General features: G+C 55.7%; 18 protein-coding genes, 2 tRNA genes and 1 riboswitch. Of the genes, 10 read left to right on the top strand and 10 right to left on the bottom strand.

Annotated features, from left to right (window positions below):
- Window positions 1–143: 143 nt before the first annotated feature.
- On the bottom strand, window positions 144–1301 hold the full coding sequence (locus tag GX839_00180) for a DUF3798 domain-containing protein (GenBank protein ID NLB03891.1): 1158 nt from the start codon (window positions 1299–1301) through the stop codon (window positions 144–146).
- Between the two features lie 519 nt (window positions 1302–1820).
- Between GX839_00180 and GX839_00175 the strand changes: the two genes are divergently transcribed.
- The 5 genes from GX839_00175 (at window position 1821) to GX839_00155 (ending at window position 5298) form a co-directional block, all read left to right on the top strand.
- Window positions 1821–2315, top strand: coding sequence for a 5-nitroimidazole antibiotic resistance protein (locus GX839_00175; GenBank protein NLB03890.1), 495 nt, complete (start codon window positions 1821–1823; stop codon window positions 2313–2315).
- A gap of 73 nt (window positions 2316–2388) precedes the next feature.
- Window positions 2389–2652: a hypothetical protein gene (locus GX839_00170; protein NLB03889.1), complete on the top strand. Its 264-nt coding sequence runs from the start codon at window positions 2389–2391 to the stop codon at window positions 2650–2652.
- Complete coding sequence (locus tag GX839_00165) at window positions 2649–3893, top strand: DNA polymerase IV (GenBank protein ID NLB03888.1); 1245 nt, start codon at window positions 2649–2651, stop codon at window positions 3891–3893. Before GX839_00170 ends, GX839_00165 begins: the two co-directional genes overlap by 4 nt.
- A complete protein-coding gene (locus tag GX839_00160; protein ID NLB03887.1) occupies window positions 3890–4204 on the top strand; it encodes a hypothetical protein in 315 nt (104 codons plus the stop codon). Before GX839_00165 ends, GX839_00160 begins: the two co-directional genes overlap by 4 nt.
- 32 nt (window positions 4205–4236) lie before the next feature.
- A complete protein-coding gene (locus GX839_00155) occupies window positions 4237–5298 on the top strand; it encodes an Abi family protein (protein NLB03886.1) in 1062 nt (353 codons plus the stop codon).
- Here GX839_00155 and GX839_00150 read toward each other — a convergent pair.
- From GX839_00150 to GX839_00135, 4 genes are read right to left on the bottom strand one after another with little or no spacing between them, the layout of a single operon-like run.
- Window positions 5295–6071, bottom strand: a complete 777-nt coding sequence (locus GX839_00150) for a ZIP family metal transporter (protein NLB03885.1) — start codon at window positions 6069–6071, stop codon at window positions 5295–5297. The genes GX839_00155 and GX839_00150 overlap by 4 nt on opposite strands.
- Before the next feature lie 12 nt (window positions 6072–6083).
- Window positions 6084–6821 (bottom strand): ComF family protein, encoded by a 738-nt coding sequence (locus GX839_00145; GenBank protein ID NLB03884.1) that lies wholly within the window; start codon window positions 6819–6821, stop codon window positions 6084–6086.
- Window positions 6818–9220, bottom strand: a complete 2403-nt coding sequence (locus tag GX839_00140; GenBank protein ID NLB03883.1) for an AAA family ATPase — start codon at window positions 9218–9220, stop codon at window positions 6818–6820. Before GX839_00140 ends, GX839_00145 begins: the two co-directional genes overlap by 4 nt.
- A 36-nt stretch (window positions 9221–9256) precedes the next feature.
- Entirely contained in the window at window positions 9257–10441 is a 1185-nt protein-coding gene (locus GX839_00135; GenBank protein NLB03882.1) for a methionine adenosyltransferase, read from the bottom strand.
- Window positions 10442–10514: 73 nt separating this feature from the next.
- Window positions 10515–10616, bottom strand: a riboswitch (SAM riboswitch).
- A 156-nt stretch (window positions 10617–10772) separates the two neighbouring features.
- Here GX839_00135 and GX839_00130 point away from each other — a divergent pair.
- From GX839_00130 to GX839_00110, 5 genes are all read left to right on the top strand, one after another.
- Window positions 10773–11726 (top strand): hypothetical protein, encoded by a 954-nt coding sequence (locus GX839_00130; protein ID NLB03881.1) that lies wholly within the window; start codon window positions 10773–10775, stop codon window positions 11724–11726.
- A gap of 2 nt (window positions 11727–11728) precedes the next feature.
- Entirely contained in the window at window positions 11729–13006 is a 1278-nt protein-coding gene (locus GX839_00125) for a CpaF family protein (GenBank protein NLB03880.1), read from the top strand.
- Window positions 12994–14598, top strand: a complete 1605-nt coding sequence (locus GX839_00120) for a type II secretion system F family protein (GenBank protein NLB03879.1) — start codon at window positions 12994–12996, stop codon at window positions 14596–14598. Before GX839_00125 ends, GX839_00120 begins: the two co-directional genes overlap by 13 nt.
- 123 nt (window positions 14599–14721) lie before the next feature.
- Window positions 14722–14898, top strand: coding sequence for a multidrug transporter (locus GX839_00115; protein NLB03878.1), 177 nt, complete (start codon window positions 14722–14724; stop codon window positions 14896–14898).
- 626 nt (window positions 14899–15524) lie between these two features.
- Window positions 15525–15932: an FHA domain-containing protein gene (locus GX839_00110; protein ID NLB03877.1), complete on the top strand. Its 408-nt coding sequence runs from the start codon at window positions 15525–15527 to the stop codon at window positions 15930–15932.
- Window positions 15933–15994: 62 nt separating this feature from the next.
- On the opposite strand, the gene upp is transcribed toward GX839_00110, so the two are convergent.
- The 5 genes from upp to GX839_00085 all read right to left on the bottom strand — a co-directional run bounded on the left by upp (window position 15995) and on the right by GX839_00085 (window position 18504).
- Window positions 15995–16660 carry a uracil phosphoribosyltransferase gene (upp, locus tag GX839_00105; protein NLB03876.1) on the bottom strand — a complete coding sequence of 222 codons (666 nt, stop codon included), beginning with the start codon at window positions 16658–16660 and terminating at the stop codon, window positions 15995–15997.
- The gene (gene rpiB / locus GX839_00100; GenBank protein NLB03875.1) at window positions 16635–17087 is read right to left on the bottom strand and encodes a ribose 5-phosphate isomerase B; all 453 of its coding nucleotides are present in this window, start codon (window positions 17085–17087) and stop codon (window positions 16635–16637) included. The genes upp and rpiB overlap by 26 nt, the downstream gene beginning before the upstream one ends.
- A 702-nt stretch (window positions 17088–17789) precedes the next feature.
- Complete coding sequence (locus tag GX839_00095; GenBank protein NLB03874.1) at window positions 17790–17999, bottom strand: cold-shock protein; 210 nt, start codon at window positions 17997–17999, stop codon at window positions 17790–17792.
- Window positions 18000–18319: 320 nt separating this feature from the next.
- Window positions 18320–18395: transfer RNA gene (locus tag GX839_00090), tRNA-Phe, on the bottom strand.
- 32 nt (window positions 18396–18427) lie between these two features.
- Window positions 18428–18504, bottom strand: a tRNA-Asp gene (locus tag GX839_00085).
- Between the last annotated feature and the right edge of the window lie 209 nt (window positions 18505–18713).

Below are 18713 nucleotides of genomic sequence, written 5' to 3'. Positions count from 1 at the left end.
ATTCTCCTTCTGTCCGGGCGTTGCCGCCGGCACGCCGGCGCCCGCCCCTGGATGATCGCTTTTAAAAAAGCGCACCGACTCCTGTTGGAGCCGGCGCGCTCATGCATCAGGCAAACAGCATCTAGGCGTTCACCGTGAAGTGCTCACTCAATCGGCTTGCTGAAGTCAACGAAGGGAGCCAGCAGCATGTAGAAGTTATCGAGCTCCTTGCCATCTTCGGTCTTGAAGTTGGAAATCTGAATTGTGCCCGCCTTGTACTCGTCGGCCACTTTCTTGATGGCCCGCTCGAGCGCAGGACGATCGTGGCGTTCAGTGAACTTGCCTTCACAGAACTCGATGGCGTACTCGACACCAGCTTCCAGCATCAGCATGTTGATGGGAACACCCCAGGTCGACATGCGCTTCTCTTGTCCAGCCTCCAGAAGCTTGTCGCGAATGGACTGGAGCATGAACTTAACATCGCCCTCGTGGCCTTCCAGGTCAACACCCAGGGCTGCGGGGTAAGCGTGATAGGGGCTCGGGCAGCACTGCTGCGGATAGATGGCTCCACCCTTGAGCACTTCCTGAATCAGGGGTTCCTGCAGGCCGCAGTTGGTTGAGAAGAAGGCGGTATCAGGACCGAGTTCCGCAATCTTCTTGGGGATGTCTTCCCGGATAAACTGCTGAGCGCCTGAGATACCGGCGTCACCCGTCGGGTCAGGAGCTTCGAGATCCATGAAAGTGATGCCGAGATCTTTGCATGTCTCGATCATGATCTGACGGCGGGTCGCGATGGTTTCATAGCCGAGGTGACGCGGGAATGAGATGTGAACAAAGGTTTTGGCTCCCATGCGGTGCGCTTCCTCGGGAATGGTATGCCCCATGGAAATTTCGTCGACCAGCAGGTTGACGTCAGCTTTGGCCGCCATCACTTCCGGGGGTTCCGCACAGACACCTGCAACAAAGAGCATATCGGGACGGGTCTCTCTCACCTTGTCAATGGCCGCCGCCGCGCCCGGGATGGCTTGCACGAATACAATGGCTTTCACTTTCTCATCCGATGCCAGCTGCAGGACACCCTGGATGACTTGTTCGACCTCAGATGAGAAGTTGTCGGGATAGGTTCCGGTAATGATCTTATCACCGTAACGCTCCTTCATTTTCTGACCTGCCTGGTACTCCTCCTCCCCCTGTGAGACGGTTCCTGTGTAGACACCAATCTTGTAGTCACCTCCGGCGGGCGGTTTCTCACCACGATCGCAGGCGACGACCGAGAGAATCAGCATCACGGCAAGCAGAGCCACGAGAATCTTCTTGGTCATAATCTTCCTCCAATTGTTTTTCACCCGGTCACCCGGATGATTTTTACCCTCTCCGCAAGGAGAGAGGGCGATTCGCCTTACACGAATCAACGCATGACGATCACGCTCTCTTATTTTGAGATACGTAGGTCAATCATAAATATGCAGATGGCGCTTGTCAAGCGTTGAAGTTTTTAACTTAACAAAAACTCCATGATTCCTTCACAAATATCCCACCTGTTCCGCAAGGCCTCCCTCATGCCTTCACGGCGAAAGATTCGGAATAAGAACCTTTTTAAAATCTCATTTTTTTCGAACTTTCCTGTCAAGGGAAAGCGCCAGCTGCTTCAATTTTCGCCCGATCCAGGCGATCAGTTCAATAATCAGTCACATATTGGTCTCCTTTGCGGTTTTTATTTTCAATCATTTGACGGATCTGCAAAACCGGCAGACTTCTTTTCCCTTTATAACATGAATTCTGCCTGCTGTCGTACAATGTAAAGGGTTCCTGCAAAGCAAACAGAAAGGCCGGTGTTAAGGATGAGACGAAAAGACAGGGAGATGAACAAAACCCTGGCGCTGGAAGTGATTGACCGGTGCCCCTATGCCGTATTGAGTACCATCTTGCCGGATGGGCGCCCCTATGGCATTCCGCTCTCCATTGCAAGAATCGGCGGTTTCATTTACTTCCACGGCGCGCCTGCCGGGGATAAATTTGAGGCGCTGCGCCATAATCCGCGCGTTTCGATCGCCTGTGCCGTCAACGTCAAGCCGCGGACAGATGATTTCTCCACTGAATACGAATCAGCCATCGTAAGCGGGACTGCGCTGGAAGTCACAGACGTGGAAGAAAAGATCGAGGCGCTCCGGGCCATCAGCCTTCGCTATACGCCGGCCTTCATGGATCATTTTGACCGGGAGGTTGCCAGAAGCATTGGCCGGACAGGGGTCTGGAAAGTTGAGATCGAAACCATCACCGGCAAACAGAAAAAATATGACCAGGAGGGCAGGGAGATTAAGGCCAATCTGAAATAAGAAGCTGGCTGCTTGCGTCGAACATATGTACGTGTTAAACTAAATACGAACGATTGTTCGATTGAGGTTTGGCATGGAACGCAGGTATGTCACAGTCGTGGCGAAGATCACCCCCGAAGGTGATCTTTTCCCGCTCAGGCTTTGTTTTGATGACGGTTCGGAGTTTACGATCAGCCGGCGTCTCCAGGCGCCGCAGCGCAACCTGGCAAAAGACGGGTCTTCCGACTGGCGTTTTTCCTGCCTGATCGAAGACCGGCCCGTCACCCTCTTTTACGATGCCGCCTCCCACCGCTGGTCCATCGAGGCCTCTTTGTTGAGCGGAGGATTGCAGGAATGAAGGACCGGGTCATCCTGCATGTCGATCAGAATTCCTTCTACGCCAGCGTGGAGATGCTTGGCCGGCCCTCTTTGAAGACCGTCCCCTGCGCCGTTGCCGGCGATCCGGTCAACCGGCACGGAATCGTGCTGGCCAAAAATCAACTGGCCAAAAAGACAGGAATCAAGACGGGAGAGACCATCTGGCAGGCCAAACAAAAATGTCCGCAGCTGGTTCTGGTCCCGCCCGATTACCGGAGCTACCTCTACTACAGCCGGCTGGCCCGCGAGATCTACCGCCAGTACACGGACCGTGTCGAATCCTTCGGCATCGACGAGTGCTGGATGGACCTGAGCGACTGCCCCCGGGATGATGGATTTGCCGTCGCCGAAACATTGCGGAGCCGCATGAAAAAGGAATTGGGCCTGACCGTGAGTGTCGGGGTCAGCTGGAATAAAATCTACGCCAAGCTTGGGAGTGACCTGAAGAAACCGGACGCCACCACCCTTATTTCACGCCATAACTACCGCAGCATTGTCTATTCCCGGCCCGTCGAGGATCTGCTTTACGTCGGCCGGGCAACTTACCGCAAACTCCGGCGTGTCGGCATCCGGACCATCGGTCAGCTCGTTGCGGCAGGGCCGGACTTCCTCCGCACCAGCTTCGGTATTGTCGGCCTGAGTCTTTACACCTTCGCCGCCGGCCTTGATGAGACACCCGTCGCTTCATCGGGGCGGGAGATCCCCATCAAATCGGTCGGCAATTCCATCACGACGCGGCACGACCTCTACACGGAGAAGGACATCAAGGCGGTCACCTACATGCTGGCTGAATCGGTTGCCAGCCGGCTGCGCGACGCCGGCATGGCAGCCCGGACAGTCCAGGTCAGCCTGCGCGACTATCAGCTTTGCAATTTTGAACGGCAGGCCCCCCTCCCGCTTGCCAGCCAACTCTGTTCCGAGATCGCACCGGCGGCCTTCAAGCTCATCATGGCCCATTTCAAGCCGGGGCAATGGATCCGAAGTCTTGGCGTACGCGCCTGCAATCTCATCCCTCTTTCGAAACTGAACCAGGAATCCTTCCTGCCCGAAGAAAGAAGGCGGAAAGCCGTGTGGCAGCTTGAAAATACCATCGATCTGCTTCGCGGCCGCTACGGCGGCCTGGCCGTCCGGCGCGGGATCTCACTTGCCGACCGCTCGCTTACTGAACACGACATAAAAAACGAAAATGTTATCCATCCCATTGGATTCTTCGGACCATGAGCCGGCCCGTCTTCGTTTCCGTTATTCTTGAGATGAGCGCCTCCGGCGCCCGGCATCCGCTCGAAATTACCTGGGAGGACGGCTCGCGCTACGAGATCACCCGCTCCCTTTACCTGGGCCGCCGGGCCGCCCGATCGGCAGGTTCCGGCGAGTGCTGGCTGTGCCGGATCTGCGGCAAAGACTTACCCCTCTACTACTCCCCCCTGACCGGTCGCTGGTGGATGGACGGGAAGGGCGATCCGGAACCGGCACCAGCTGCCCAGCCCTACAAAGCTGTCAAGGACCGCGGCCGCAAACCAGCGGGGGCGTGAGATAATGAAAGCGCAAAAAGGGAGGGTCAATCATGCTGAAACATAAAACTTTTCGCACCTACGCCGAACAGATTGAATTCATGCGAAGCCGCGGCATCGAAGTGACTGATGAAAAAGAAGCAGTCGAAGCCCTTAGTACCTTCTCCTATTATTCCCTGGTCAATCTCAACAAACATCTCTACGGCGGTCTTGACAAGCGGGATTTTGAAGGAAATCCTTCCCTGCTTGATCTTCAGCTTGCCCACATGCTCAACATCAACTTCTACCAGGTCCTCCTCAAGGGGATTCTCTACGTCGAAGCTTCCTTTAAAACAAAACTTGCCTATCTGATTTCACGCGAGTTCGGTACCGAAAGCGGTGAAGATATCGATAATCCCCGCAATAATTTTTTTTACCAGGGACATTACGATGTTTCCAACCCGGCAACCGAGGGAATCCTGCGGACCTTGAGGAGCAAGTTGAAATTTCTGCTTTCCGACACCCGGAGCAACTCCTATTCTCACAAGTTTCTCACCAGCAAGAAGCAATTGCCTCCCTGGATGTTTGTCCACGACATCGAGTTCGGTCTGGCCATCCAGTGGTATCACATTCTGAGGGAAGCGGACAGGGAGGAAATCTGTTCAAAAATGATGTGGGGCGAATCGGCTTCAATCCCTCCGGGCCATTCGCCGGAACGTTCAAATGAATTCTTCAACGCTGCGCTTGAACTATTGCGCGAATACCGTAACACCATCGCCCACGGCGAGCGTGTTTTCTCCAGCGAGATGACCAGCCTGATCCCAGAGGAAGCGTTTCTTTCCCTGCTCCCGCAGGGTCTTCTGTCACCTTCAGAATACAGGCAGGGAATCGGCCAGAAGGATACTTTCGCCTGCCTGCTGGCCTTGGTCATCTTTGTCCACGATCCCCTTTTGATGCTGAGTTTTTTAACAGAAATCAGATCCCAGCTCGATTTTGCCGGCACCCTCCGGCAGACCATGGCCCCGGGCTCGCTTGACATCTACCAGATCCTGGGTATACCGCCCTTCACCATGGACCGCCTGGTCCTCTTCAGCCATCACCGTTTCGGTCAGCTGTCACATGCCTATTTTGATTAGCCGAGCGCGATATCCAGCACCATCATGATGACAAAACCAATCAGCATGGCATAGCTGGCGGCCCGCTCATTTCCGCTGCTGTGGGTTTCGGGGATGACTTCGTCGACGATTACGAAAAGCATCGCACCGGCCGCAAGCGCCAGGATAAAGGAGAGAGCCGGCTTGAAGAGGCGGACCAGGCCAAAACCCAAAAAGGCCATGACCGGTTCAATGATCCCCGTAATCAGGGCAATCCAGAAAGCAATTTTTGCGCTGTATTTTTCACGCATCAAGGCAAAGGCCACCGCCAGGCCTTCCGGAAGATTTTGAAGTCCAATTCCGATGGCAATCGGAATTCCGCCAGCGGGATTATTGGATCCGAAGGCGACGCCGACAGCCAGGCCCTCGGGAACGTTGTGGATGGTAATGGCGATTACAAAGAGCCAGATCTTCTTCAAGGAATCCGTGACGACCCCTTCGTGATGCTTCGAGATCAGGTGCTCGTGCGGCGCGTAATGATCAATCAGGTCAATCATGGCCGCGCCGGCCACGATGCCGGCAGCAGTCACCAGGACGGCTGTGAGCGTCCCGCCGCCATGCTCGATGCTGGGCAAAATGAGCGAAAAGCAGGTCGCTGACAGCATGACGCCGGCGGCAAAACCCAGCATGATGTCAAGCCATTTGCGCGGCACATCCCTGGCAAAAAGGGCGGGAATGGCCCCGATCCCGGTCATGATCCCCGGAATAATCAGGCCAGCCACAATCAACCCGTTCATGGAGATTACCTCTTTCATGTTTTGGATATCTTACCATTGATCGGCCGCCTCACCGTAACCCTGATAGCGGTCTTTCCCTGTGGCCGCCACCAACCCGGTCACCCGTATCCCGGCTTTCATAAGCGGCCGCGCAGCTTCCATCATGGTCGCGCCTGTCGTCAGCACATCATCGAGGAGGATAACGGGGCGCCCTTGAAGCGAGGAGGAAAGCGGACAGGCAGGGTCCATACTGAAAGCATTTTGAAGATGCAGCTGCCGCTCCTTGACTGAATGGGCCTCGCTTTGCCGCTCCGTGTAATGATGGCGGATCAGGAGCCCTTCAACTGCGGGAACATCGATGGCCTCTGAGAGGCACTCCGCGAGAACCGAAACCTGGTTATAGCCGCGTTCCGCCTTCCTGCGCCGGTGAAGGGGGACCGGGATGATGGCGTCAGCCCCTAAATGATGGCGGCGGACCGTGTGCGCCATAAGAGGAGCCAAGGCACGGGCCCGGTCCGTCCGGCCTGAAAATTTCATGGAAACGAGGAGTTTGGGCAGGTCATCCCTGTAAAAGAAAGTGGCGTACAGGGGAAAGCCGCCCTGCCATTCAATTTCTTCCCTGCCCAGGCGGAAAGGAAGCCCGGCAAGGCAGTCTCTGCAGATAAAGGGCGAGGGAAGCGGAGGATGAACCGCTTCATCACAGATGGCGCAGCAGGGAATGTAATAAAGCTTCTCAAAGGTCTTTTGGGCAAGAGACAGAATTCTTCGAAAACGGGAATGCCTGTTCACTGCCGGAGGGAAAGCTGCCAAACCAGGCTGCCTCGCCTCTCGTTGGCCTCGTTGTTTTTCAGCATCATGGCCAGGGTACGGCGCCTTGTCAGGAGGAATAGCCTTTCTTTGGCCCGGGTGATTCCTGTATAGAGCAGATTTCTTGTCAAAAAGGAGGGCGCGCCGGAAGGAATAACCAGAATTTCCACCGGGTACTCCGACCCCTGCGATTTATGTATGGTGATGGCATAGGCCAGGTCCAGATCATTCAGATCTTCACCTTTGATCAGGGCAAGGCGTTCCTCTTCGAAGAGAACCGTAAGGCTTGGCCCGGCAGGATTGATGGACTGGACCGTGCCAGTTTCGCCGTTCATGACCCCCTTGCCCTGCCTGCCTCCCACGACGGTTTCCCAGCTCAGATCGTAGTTATTGCGGGTCTGCATGACCTTGTCGCCCCTGGCGAATGGATGGCCTCCGGCTTCCAGGACTTGAAATGAGCCTGTGTGGGCCAGCTCCTGCAAGCTGCGATTGAGCCGGCTTACACCCGCAGGACCGCGCCGGATGGCTGAAAGAACCTGGACGCCATTCAGACCGGTGACCCCGTAGTAGCCGGGCAGGACCTGGCGGCACAGCTTCATGACCCCCTCATGCATGGCCTCCTCATCGTCACAATCAATGAAGATGAAGTCGGATTCCAGCGTTTGATCGAACTCAAGCGGGTCTCCTTTCAGGATCCGGTGGGCATTGCTGACAATCAGCTTGTGTGCCTCCTGACGGTAAATCTCGGTCAGCTGCTTATGCGCTGCCGCCTGAGTCTGGAGCAGGTCACGCAAAACCTGGCCGGGGCCGATTGAAGGCAGCTGATCCGCATCGCCAATCAGCAGCAGGCGAGTGCCCGGTTTGACTGCCGACAGGAGATTGGCGAAGAGGAAGAGGTCAATCATGGAGCATTCATCAACAATCAGGGTATCGCAGTCAAGGGGTTCCGCCGTCAGCCAGAAGGATGCGTCGGGCAGCTCGTCGTCCTGGGCCCGGAGCGCCAGCAGCCGGTGAAGTGTCTTGGCGGGCATTTTACAAACTTCCGACAGCCTCCTGGCCGCACGGCCTGTCGGTGCCGCCAGAAGGATTTTTTCTCCCCGTTCCTTGAGAATCAGCGTCAGCAGGCGCACCATGGCTGTTTTCCCGGTACCCGGCCCGCCCGTCACGATCGAAAGTGGCTGGGTCAGCGCCATCAGCAGCGCTTCTTGCTGCTCTTCGCCGGGCTTGAATCCTTCTTTTTCCACAAGAGCTTCGACCAGGCCCGCCGCCTCCTGCCAGCTGACGGACTGCCTGGAGGAGAGCTTGCTGGCAGACAATTGAAGGGTGCGCTCCGCGATCGCCCTCTCGATCCGGGCGACATCGCGAAGCGCGATCAAATCAGGTGAAACCGGCAGGTCAGGCTTGCCGCTTTTGCCTCCCTCTGCCGGCAGACGGTCTTTGGCCAATTTTTTTGCAGCCCGGGCCCACTTGCCGTTTTGACCGGAAGGGGTCTTGGCCGGCAGCTTTCCTCTTTCCATCATCTCTGACAAGCGGGCAAGCAGGCCCTCCTCAATTAATTGGTCCATGGCCTGCATCAACCCCGGCTCACCGACTTCCAGCCGAAGGGCGAGCGAAGCCGCGACTGCTTGGGCCGATTCGACCGTGTGGCCGCCCTTGAAAAGAGAGCGGTGGAGTGCAAAGAGAATCGCTCCCCTAAGCCTTGCCGGGTGATCACCGGCTATTCCAACAGCCGAGGCGATGGCATCCGCTGTTAAAAATCCAATGCCTGGAACCCGGCTGGCAAGCTCATAAGGGTTGGCGCGGATCAGCCGCTCCGCACCGGCGCCCAGAATCCGGTGAATCCGCAGGATACGTGAGGGCCCGATCCCATGGGGCAGAAGGAGCAGGAGCAAGTCCTGGTACTGACGGTCCTCCTCCAGCTGGCTTTGGAAGTCCCGGGCCCTTTTCAGCCCGATACCCCGGATTCCAGCCACCCGCTCAGGTTCAAGCCGCATGACTTCAAGCGTCTTATCCCCGAAAGCCTGGACCAGTTTTTTCGCAGTAGCCGGCCCCACACCTTTGACAGCGCCTGCCGAGAGATACTTCTCAATTCTTGCCTGCCCTTGCGGAACCGATCTCGAAATAGTCCGGACATTGATCTGCGGGCCGTAAACGGGATGGTCGCTTGTACTTCCCTCTCCTGAAATCCTGTCACCCGCCGACAGATGAGGCATGATGCCGACAAGGGCCAGCTCATCTTCTTCGCCGCCCAGCTCCAAAATGGTATAGCCGCTGTCTTCATCACGAAAAACGACCCGCAGGACGGTGCCTGAAAAAGAGACAGATTCTTCCATGCCGGAAGCCTTATCTTTCCGGATTTCACCTTGTCTGTGATCAGCCATGCCTTTGCCGGGACTCCATAAGAATGATTGCTTTCCTCAGTTTGACAGGAGTTGTTCAAGGGCGTCAAGGCGCTCCCAGGGCAGATCCAGGTCCGGCCTGCCAAAATGACCGTAATTGCTGACCTGCGCATAGATGGGGCGGAGCATATCAAAGCGCTCGATCAGGGCATCGGGCCGCAGATCAAAAGACCGCCTGACCAGAGCGCTCAACTCCTGGTCGGAATGTCCCCTGCCTGTGCCGAAAGTGGTCACCGTGACTGAAACCGGCTGGGCGACACCGATCACGTAAGCAATCTGAACCTCACACTGACTGCAAAATCCGGCAGCGACCAGATTCTTCGCGATGTAACGGGCGGCATAGGAGCCCGTCCGGTCAACCTTGGTCGGATCCTTGCCCGAAAAGGCTCCGCCGCCATGGTGGCCAAAGCCGCCATAGGTATCACAAATGATTTTCCTGCCGGTCAGGCCCGTATCGCCCTGGGGTCCTCCAATCACGAAACGGCCTGTCGGATTGATCAGGATCCTGGTTTTACTGTCAAATAAATCACCTGCCAGAACAGGGTAGATGACAGCATCCTCAATTTCCTCGCGTACCTGCTCGGACGGAACATCATCGCGGTGTTGGGATGAGATGACTACCGTATCGATGTGCACGGGCCGCTCGCCCTCATAATGGATGGTTACCTGTGATTTGCCGTCCGGGTAAAGGGAGGGGGCATGCCCGCTTTTGCGCGCCTCGGCCAGTCTTTTGGTCAGCCGGTGAGCCAGGGTGATGGGCAGCGGCATGTATTCCGGCGTATCACTGTTGGCGAAGCCGAACATCATGCCCTGATCCCCTGCCCCCGTATCGTGGTCGCCATTTTCGCGGGCCTCAAGTGAACAGTTGACTCCCATGGCAATATCCGCCGACTGTTCATCAATTGAAGTTAAGACTGCGCAGGAGGAGGCATCAAATCCAGTCTGATTGTCTGCATAGCCAATCCGGCGCAGTGTTTCGCGTGCAATCAGGGGGATATCGGCATAGGCACTGGTGGTGATCTCCCCAAGAACCAGCACAAGGCCCGTCGTCACAACGGTTTCACAGGCGACACGGGCGCAGGGGTCATGACCGATCAGGGTATCGAGCACCGCGTCGGCAATCTGGTCGCAAACCTTATCCGGGTGACCCTCGGTCACCGATTCAGAAGTGAACAGCCATGAGTCATTCGTTGAATTAAACATTTTTACCTCCTGGTTCCTAAGCGGGAGAAGAGGGTTGTGGCGACAAAAAGCCTCCGGGAGGAGGCTGTCACAAACCTCATCTTTCAGATCTTGCGATCTGCAGGAATTAGCACCGCCGCATCACCGCGGTTGCCGGGCTTCACAGGGCCAGTCCCTCCACCTCTCGCGATAAGTTGATATTCAATTTTGCTTACTATAGCACATCAGCCAGGCTGATCTTTGACGAAAAAAGCAAGAGAAGGCCTTTTCTGTCATTCTCTTTGCTCGGAAAATCTAGGGCTCTTTTTTAAGATAACCCCACAGGTTATGGCTGGGACAAGGCAGGGCGGAGGTGGTGCGGATCAAACCGACGGTCGTTTTGATAGACACATACAGCCAGGCAGCCGACCGGATGGCGGACCGCCTCCGCGCGCTGGCAGCGGGCTCCTACCGGGTTGTCGTCAAACCGGCGGCCTCCCGCGACTTCACTTTGGACGCGCCTGCCTCACTTCTGATCGTTCCCTCCTCGCTCAAAAACACCTATACTTCCGTCAGCGGGGGCCCTGTCGTGCTCCATTGGGGGCAGGAGTCCGCTCAGGATGATGACGGGCTCATGGAGCGGGTGCCCCGTTTTGGGGGAGCCCGCCGGATTGACCAGGCGATAAGGCACCATCTGGCGGATCAAATTGATCCGGCCGCATCCGGGGCGGAACCCGGCCGCCGGTGGCTTGGCTGCCACTTGTCATTCTCCCAGGAAAGAAGCGAGGCCATCACGCGGCATGTCATCAAGAAGGAAATGGCCGCCGGACGCAGGCTGATCTACCTGCCGGTCAAACCGCTCTATCTGGTCACCGACACCTTTCGGCGGGGACCCCGGCAAACCCTGGGCGACCTGCTTTGCCTGATCGCCTCGGGAGACCTGCCGGAGGCCGGTGACCTTGGTTCCTGGCTCTATTTACATGAGAATGGTTATTTTGCTTTCAGGCTCCCCGACCGGGCAGATGACATGATCGCCTGCGAGACCCGGCACCTGAAACAGCTGGTCAACCTTTGCGGCGCCTATGCCCGCACCTCAACAGAGCCGACAGTGGTCTGGCTCGATACCGCGGGCCTGCCCCTTGACAAGCTGAAATCACTGGCTATCCTTTGCGACCAGCTCTATGTCGACATTCCCCAGGGCGATTCCTCTGCTGCCCAGATGGCCCGGCGTGAACTGGGCATCTTTCTGGCAGCTCTCCCGAAAAGCTGCGCCATTCTCGAACATCCGGCTGACCCGACAGCGACGGCGGATCCCGGGGAGTCTTGACCTTGCTTCCGGGCTACAAGGAAAAGCAACTCTGGATCCAGCGCATCGCTTCTCACCTTGAACCGGGAAGCGAGCCCTCGGACGATGAATTGAGGCGCATGATTGCCGCTGAGGTATCGGAGCGGACGCAGGGCTCTTCTTTGACCGTTGCGGAGAAAACACGCCTGATCCGCCATCTTTTTGATGCCATGCGGGGCCTCGATATTTTGCAGCCGCTTCTGGAGGAAGCGGATATTACAGAGATCATGGTCAACAACCCCGGCCAGATCTACATCGAGCGGGCCGGGAAGCTGGAGATGACCGATCTGTCCTTTGATTCAGCTGCCCATATGACCCATGTGATCAGCCGGTTTTTCGGGCGGGCCAACAAGCTGGTACACGAGCGCTCACCCATTGCCGATATGCGGCTTGCGGACGGTTCCCGTGTTCACGCCATCCTGCCTCCTGCCGCGCCAAACGGTCCGGTTCTGTCGATCAGACGCTTTACGGGCATTCATCCCTCCATGGAGGCATTGATCAATAATCAGACCATCCCCCAAGGCGAGGCTGCTTTCCTGGCGGACGCCGTGCGGGAACGTAAAAATATTTTCATCAGCGGCGGTACAGCTTCGGGCAAGACCACCTTTTTGAACGCACTTGCCGCCTTCATTCCCCAGCATGAACGCATCGTCACGGTGGAAGATGCCGCCGAGCTCGAATTGACTGGAAAACATAACCTGGTCCGCCTTGAGGCGCGCACGGCTTCGATCGATGGCAGCGGCACCATTTCCCTGTCCACCCTCATCAATTCCTCGCTTCGCCTCCGGCCCGACCGCGTGATCGTCGGCGAGGTCAGAGGCATCGAGGCTTACGACATGATCCAGGCCATGCAGACGGGCCATCCCGGCTCCATGTCAACCGGCCATGGAAACAGTACGGCTGAGATGCTCAACCGCCTGGCACTTCTTCTCATGACCGCCTCGCAGCTTCCCTGGGAGGCATGCAGAAGGATGGTCGCATCATCCATCGACCTCATGGTCCACCTGGTCAGGATGCCCGACGGCAGGCGGCTGGTCGCCGAAATCAGTTCGGTCACCGGTTTTCAAGATGAAACCTTTCAGCTTTCTGTCCATTACCGGTCACCTCACACAAGTGCCAACAAATCCGGAACCTCCTGCAAAATCCTTCCTCCGCGCGATCATACGGAAGATAGGGGAATGCCGCCTGCCGGGGAAAGACTTTGCCGTACGGTTCATCTTGGCCGCCTGCGCGGCCGAAAGGAGCAGGCATGCAGAAAATGAACAAAGGAAAAGAGGGGGTCTTCGGTCGTATTCCAAAGTCCCGGAGAAGAAAAGAAAGACAGCTTTCCCGTCACCGGTGGCTGTCAACCATCCGCTGGGTCCTCCTGTCAGTTATCCCCGCCCGGCTGGCCCTGATCGCCTTTCTCGGAGACACCCCTTCCTGCTGGTTTGTCACTGCCGCGGGGGCACTTCTGCTGGGAATCGGTCTGGCCCGTCTCTTCCACAGGCGCGAGGAGCGGATGCTGTTGACCCAATACCTCCATCTTTTGGGCTATCTTTCAACCAGGCTTTCAGCCGGCATTCCCCTGGAAGCAGCTTTTTCCGAATCCGCCCGGCCCTTGTCCGGCCAGCTTGGCCGCAACAACTTGATCGTCCGGTCACTCTTCCGGATGAGAAAAAACCTGGAGGCACAGATGTCCCTGAACGAAGCCCTGTCTGTCTTCACAGGGCAAGTTGGGCTGCCGGTTTGCAAGCGGGACTTTACCATGCTGATCATGCTGGCCCAGACAGGCGGCAGGGTTGACATCTTTATCCGTCAGAGTCATCAGGATCTCGCTGCTCAGATCAACGCACAAAGCGAGGTTTCCAACGAACGGCGCGGTCACTCCAGCGAAGCGCTGATCCTGGCTGTAATCCCCTTCTTCATGGCTCGCTTTGTCCTGAGCAATACCTCAACCTACAGCCAGCCCATTCACGAGTCGCCTGCCCTGATGCTGCCGCTCAAACTCCTTTATCTGGTGGCGATGTTCGCCCTCTTTATTTTGCTCTTGCTCTTAGCACCTGAAAAAACGAAAATCAAGAAGAAGCGGCAAAATAAGGCTGGCAGCGGAAAACTGCCCGCCTCCCGAAAGCCAGCCGCAGCCAAATGGCTGTCGCGCCTTTACCTGGACTGGCTGCCCGGCCAGATTGGCATGTCGGTCGCTTCAGCCGTCCTCCTTCTGTCCGGTCATCCTGAATATGCCTGGCCTTCCTATTTGGCCAGAAAACGTCTCGATCTGGCATCAGGCCTTTTTCTTGCTGCCCTCTTTGCCCTGTCGGGGCGGATTTCATGGTTTCTGATCCTGCTGACACCTTTCGCTTTTTCAACGCTTCGGGACCTGATCACCGTTGGACAGGCGGCCAGGCAAAAAGAGCAGTTCCGGTTTTTCTATCCTTCCGTGGTCAACTCGCTTCATATCCTGATGGAAAGCGGTCTGACTCTTGACCGTTCCCTGCGCATGGTGGCCCATGTCAACATTGCCGGCGCCCATCCCGACAATCCGGTTGCCTTAAGTTTGGCCCAGGCGGCCCTGCTGCTTGAAACAGGCTACGACAGTGTGATGGCTGCCGACCAGCTGGCCGAACGCTGCCCCCTGCCTGAGGTGCAGGCAGCCCTCCGCTTGATGGCCCGCTATGAGCGTGAAGGAGGTGGGGAAATCCTGGAACTAATCCGCATGCAATCTGACCGGAGCCGTCAGCTCTACCGCGATGCCCTGAGAGGAAGAGCTGAGCAACGCTCCCTGCTCTATGTCATTCCCATGGCAATCGACCTGATCGTGGTCATGGTGACCGTCATCCTGCCGGCTCTGGTCAGCATGCGCTCCTTTTTATGAAGCTGGCGATTCTGTCAATTCCGCGCCCCTGGCCCCTTAAAGACATGACGGCGAAACAGGGCGGGAAGTGCGCGGGGCCATAATGGGAGACACATTGACATGCCCTATTGAAAGGAGGCGGCCGTGAAAAAAGGAAAAAAGCCGGAAAGGCTGTCATGGGACGGCTTCGGAACGCTTGAAGTGATCATCATTATCGCCGTTCTGATCACCATTGCTCTCTTGTTCCGCGAAAACATCATTGCCTTTGCCAACAAACTGATCGATAAAGTCTTCACCTCTTCAGTCATTGAAGGATTGTAGGGTGAGTGGCTGGCATGGTGGACTCTACAGGTTTTCCCGGTTTTATCCGCTTGTCAGCCCGCCTGGCTTCCGCAGGCAGTGATGCGGATCCCTGCCTTGAGACCGGACTGCTCCGCCATCGCCCTGCAAGCGCCCTGCCCCTTTCCTGGCAGCTGAGCGCCGGTGGCGGAGTGGTTCTCTTTGCAGAGGTGGGGAATCTCCAGCCCCTGTGCCGGGCGGTCCAATCTATAAAAGGGGATAAGGCCACCGGTTACCGCTTGTTCGAAAGGATTATGACCGCGGTCGATGAGGCACTTGACCACCTTCTGCTGGTCGAGCAGGATCTGCTGCGGCCGGATCTTATTTTCACGGAACCCGGCTGCCCGGATAAAGAGCCCGGGGTGAAACTGATTTGCCTGCCCTTCTCAATCGATCATGCGGGCTTGAAAGATCAGGGTGAGCCGCTCATGGATTTCATGGCCCGCGTTTTTCAATGGGATCCCCTCACGGCGGACCGCTTCAGCGCCCTTTTTGCCAAACAGGCCTATGGCGACTTGCTGGAGGAGGCACGGGCACTTGCCGGCCCTCCCTGCCGGCCGTCTGGAAGGCGGCCGGCAGTTTCACAGAAAACCGGAAAAATCTCTTCCATGATTCAGGCGGCCTGCCGGGTCCTGCTTGGTGCGGGCGAAAGTCCGATTCACGAAATAACCCATGAGCTCGACCTTGCGCCCGCGGGCTACAAAATCGCCCAGTTGTCAGAAGGCTTGCCGGGAACACCCGAGGAAGAATACGGGCATCGTGCCTACATTCTCACCGAAGAGTTTTTTATTGGCAGGGATCTGGGGGACGCCGACCTTTGCATTGATTCGTCCGCCATCAGCCGGATCCACGCCCGCATTCTGCTCAAGGACGGCAGCTTTTTTATTGAGGACCTTGGGTCAAAAAACGGGACAAGCCTGGACGGGGTCCGCTTGAATGGTCACCGTCAATACCTGCTCCCTGACAAGTGCAGGATTGCTTTTGCGGGACACTTTTTTTACTTCCGTTGTGAATAAAAGGGCGCTTCCCTCTGGGCAGAGGGAAGTGCCCTGCGGATTCCTTTACAGGCAATAGCGGCTTATTTTGTTCCGAACAACCTGTCGCCGGCATCGCCCAGGCCTGGAACGATGTAGGCGTGCTCGTTGAGGCAGTCATCCAAGCCGGCACAAAAAATGGGAATATCCGGATGTTCGCCATGTAACTTCTCAATACCCTCAGGGGCTGCAATCAGGCAGACAAACTTGATGTGTTCGATATTGCGCGCCTTAAGGAAGCCGACTGAAGCCGCCGCGGAACCGCCCGTAGCCAGCATGGGATCCAGCAAAATCACATCCCGGTTCTCGATGTCATCGGGAAGCTTGCAATAATACTCAACCGGCTCGAGGGTGTCCGGGTCGCGGTAAAGTCCGATGTGACCGATCTTGGCCATGGGAATCAGGTTGATCATGCCGTCGACCATACCCAAACCTGCCCTTAGAATAGGGATCAGGGCAAGTTTTTTTCCGTCAATGATATGGCAGTGCGCAGTCCCAATGGGGGTTTCGACATCGATCGGCCGCAAGGGCAGATCACGGGTTACCTCATAGGCCATCAACATGGATACTTCGCTGACCAGTTCACGGAACTCTTTCGATTTCGTGTCCTTGTCGCGCATCAAGGCAAGCTTGTGCTGGATCAGCGGGTGGTCAAAAATGAACACCCCCTCATAATTGTTTTCTTTAGTCACGAAAGATGCTCCTTTCATGTTCAGTGATCTGATCGATCCGAATTTGATGGCGGCCGCCGTCAAATGACTCTTTCATGAAAATATCCACCAGGGTCAATGCGTAAGGCACCGCGAGCACGCGGCCTCCCAAAGCCAGCACGTTGGCATCGTTGTGGCGCCTGGCCATCTCCGCCATGTAGGCATTGGTGCAAAGCGCGCAGCGCACACCGGGATTCTTGTTGGCAACCATGGACACGCCGATTCCCGTTCCGCAGATGACAATCCCCCGCTCACACGTTCCTTCCACGATTTTGTCCGCCGCTTTCTGGCTGAATTCAGCATAACTGACCGAATCCCTGGAGTAGGTTCCCACGTCATGAACCTCATGGCCCTGTTCCAGAAGATGTTGCCTGACGGCCTCCTTCAGTTCGTAACCTGCCTGATCGCTGGCGACTGCGATTTTCATATTCACCCCCTCCCTTTTCCTTTCCCCATTTTAGCGCAGGCGGTCGGCGGTGACAACGCAATTCTTGACGGTTAGCTGAATGGAATTCCAAGTATCCTCTTTTGCCGCACCCAAAAAAAGATCTAATTATATCTCCTTTTCGCCATTTGTTTTGCGCATTTTGGCGATAATTTATCCGGAAGTCTGTCGATTACTTACCAACATTTTTGTTGATAATGTTGATAACTATGTGTATAACTTACGCGACAACGATTGTACGATTTTCATCCCGCAGAGGCCCTGTAAGTGCTCATTTTGACAAGATTTTGCCTTTTTGTTTTGAAACGAATATTATGGGCGGTCACTCATAAGGCCGTGCTGCCAAGCCTTTCACCCAATCGATATTTTGATACTCATACATCTGTCCACCAGACATAGACACAAGGGCAGTCATCATGACGACATATAGGATAGACAGGAAGAATTGCGTTCGCGAAAATGGAGGACCGGCAGGAGAACGTTCCCCTGCCTTCTCACAGGATGCCGAGCCCATAGCAAGGATTCTCTTGACGGGGGGTATCTGCTTCAAAAAAGTTCGGGACCGGCCTCTTCACGGACCGGTCCCGAGCACACGCGTCAACTTGGTATACGAAAGTACCGGCACTTGAATTGACGTCAAGATTCCGGACTTGACCAGGCGGCGCCCGGCCTTCGAAAATTGCCTTAAGCTAAGCGGACGTTGGCCGCTCTCAGCTTATTGTTCTTGGGATCTCTTTCAATGTCAAAAGTGACCTTCTGACCTTCGGAAAGTGTCTTGTAGCCTTCAGAAATGATGGAGGAGAAATGCACAAACAGATCATCTCCGCCGTCGTCGTTGGCGATGAAGCCGAACCCCTTGTCCTGGTTAAACCATTTCACTGTACCGCTGTTCATTTGGGTACCCCCTGAAATTTTATTTTGTACCCATTACGAAAAACAAAAAAACGCATGCCGCTGATCATCCAAAGTCAATGATTCGCATAACATGTGAAGCAAAGCAATTGTACTGAATACCCGTCTAGTACACCATTAAAGAGGATCTTTTGTCAAGTTCACCCGCCAGCCGCTGGACAAATCAACTTAAGGTAAGTTGGAGCAGTCTCTGGTTTTTGTTATACCGGGCTGCAATACGACAGAAAAAAGCCATTCATCTTTCACAGATCCGGTTAAAAAAACTCCAGCGGCTAAATCCCAGCTGGAGTCAAATAAATTTCTGGTGCCCAGAGGCGGAATCGAACCGTCGACACACGGATTTTCAGTCCGTTGCTCTACCGACTGAGCTATCTGGGCTTAGACAATTGCCGGCATAAGGCCGGCAATTGTGGCGACGCAGAAGGGGCTCGAACCCTCGACCTCCAGCGTGACAGGCTGGCATTCTAACCAACTGAACTACTGCGCCAAATCGCTGTCTCAAGCGGCTGTGTAAGTCTATCAGATGGACCAAATGATTGTCAACAAGGCAAAACGGGCACAAAACAGGCAGATAAATGACAATGTAAGCTGGACAGTGAGACAAAAAAAACGTCCAGCTTAATCTGGCAAAGCGACTGTCTCGTTTAATCTGGCAATAGTTGCCATCTTCCTCCCCTAAAACCTTATACTGTCGCA

Source organism: Fastidiosipila sp., assembly GCA_012511175.1.
Classification (GTDB): domain Bacteria; phylum Bacillota; class Clostridia; order Saccharofermentanales; family DTU023; genus UBA4923.
This window is presented reverse-complemented; position numbering and strand designations above follow the sequence as displayed.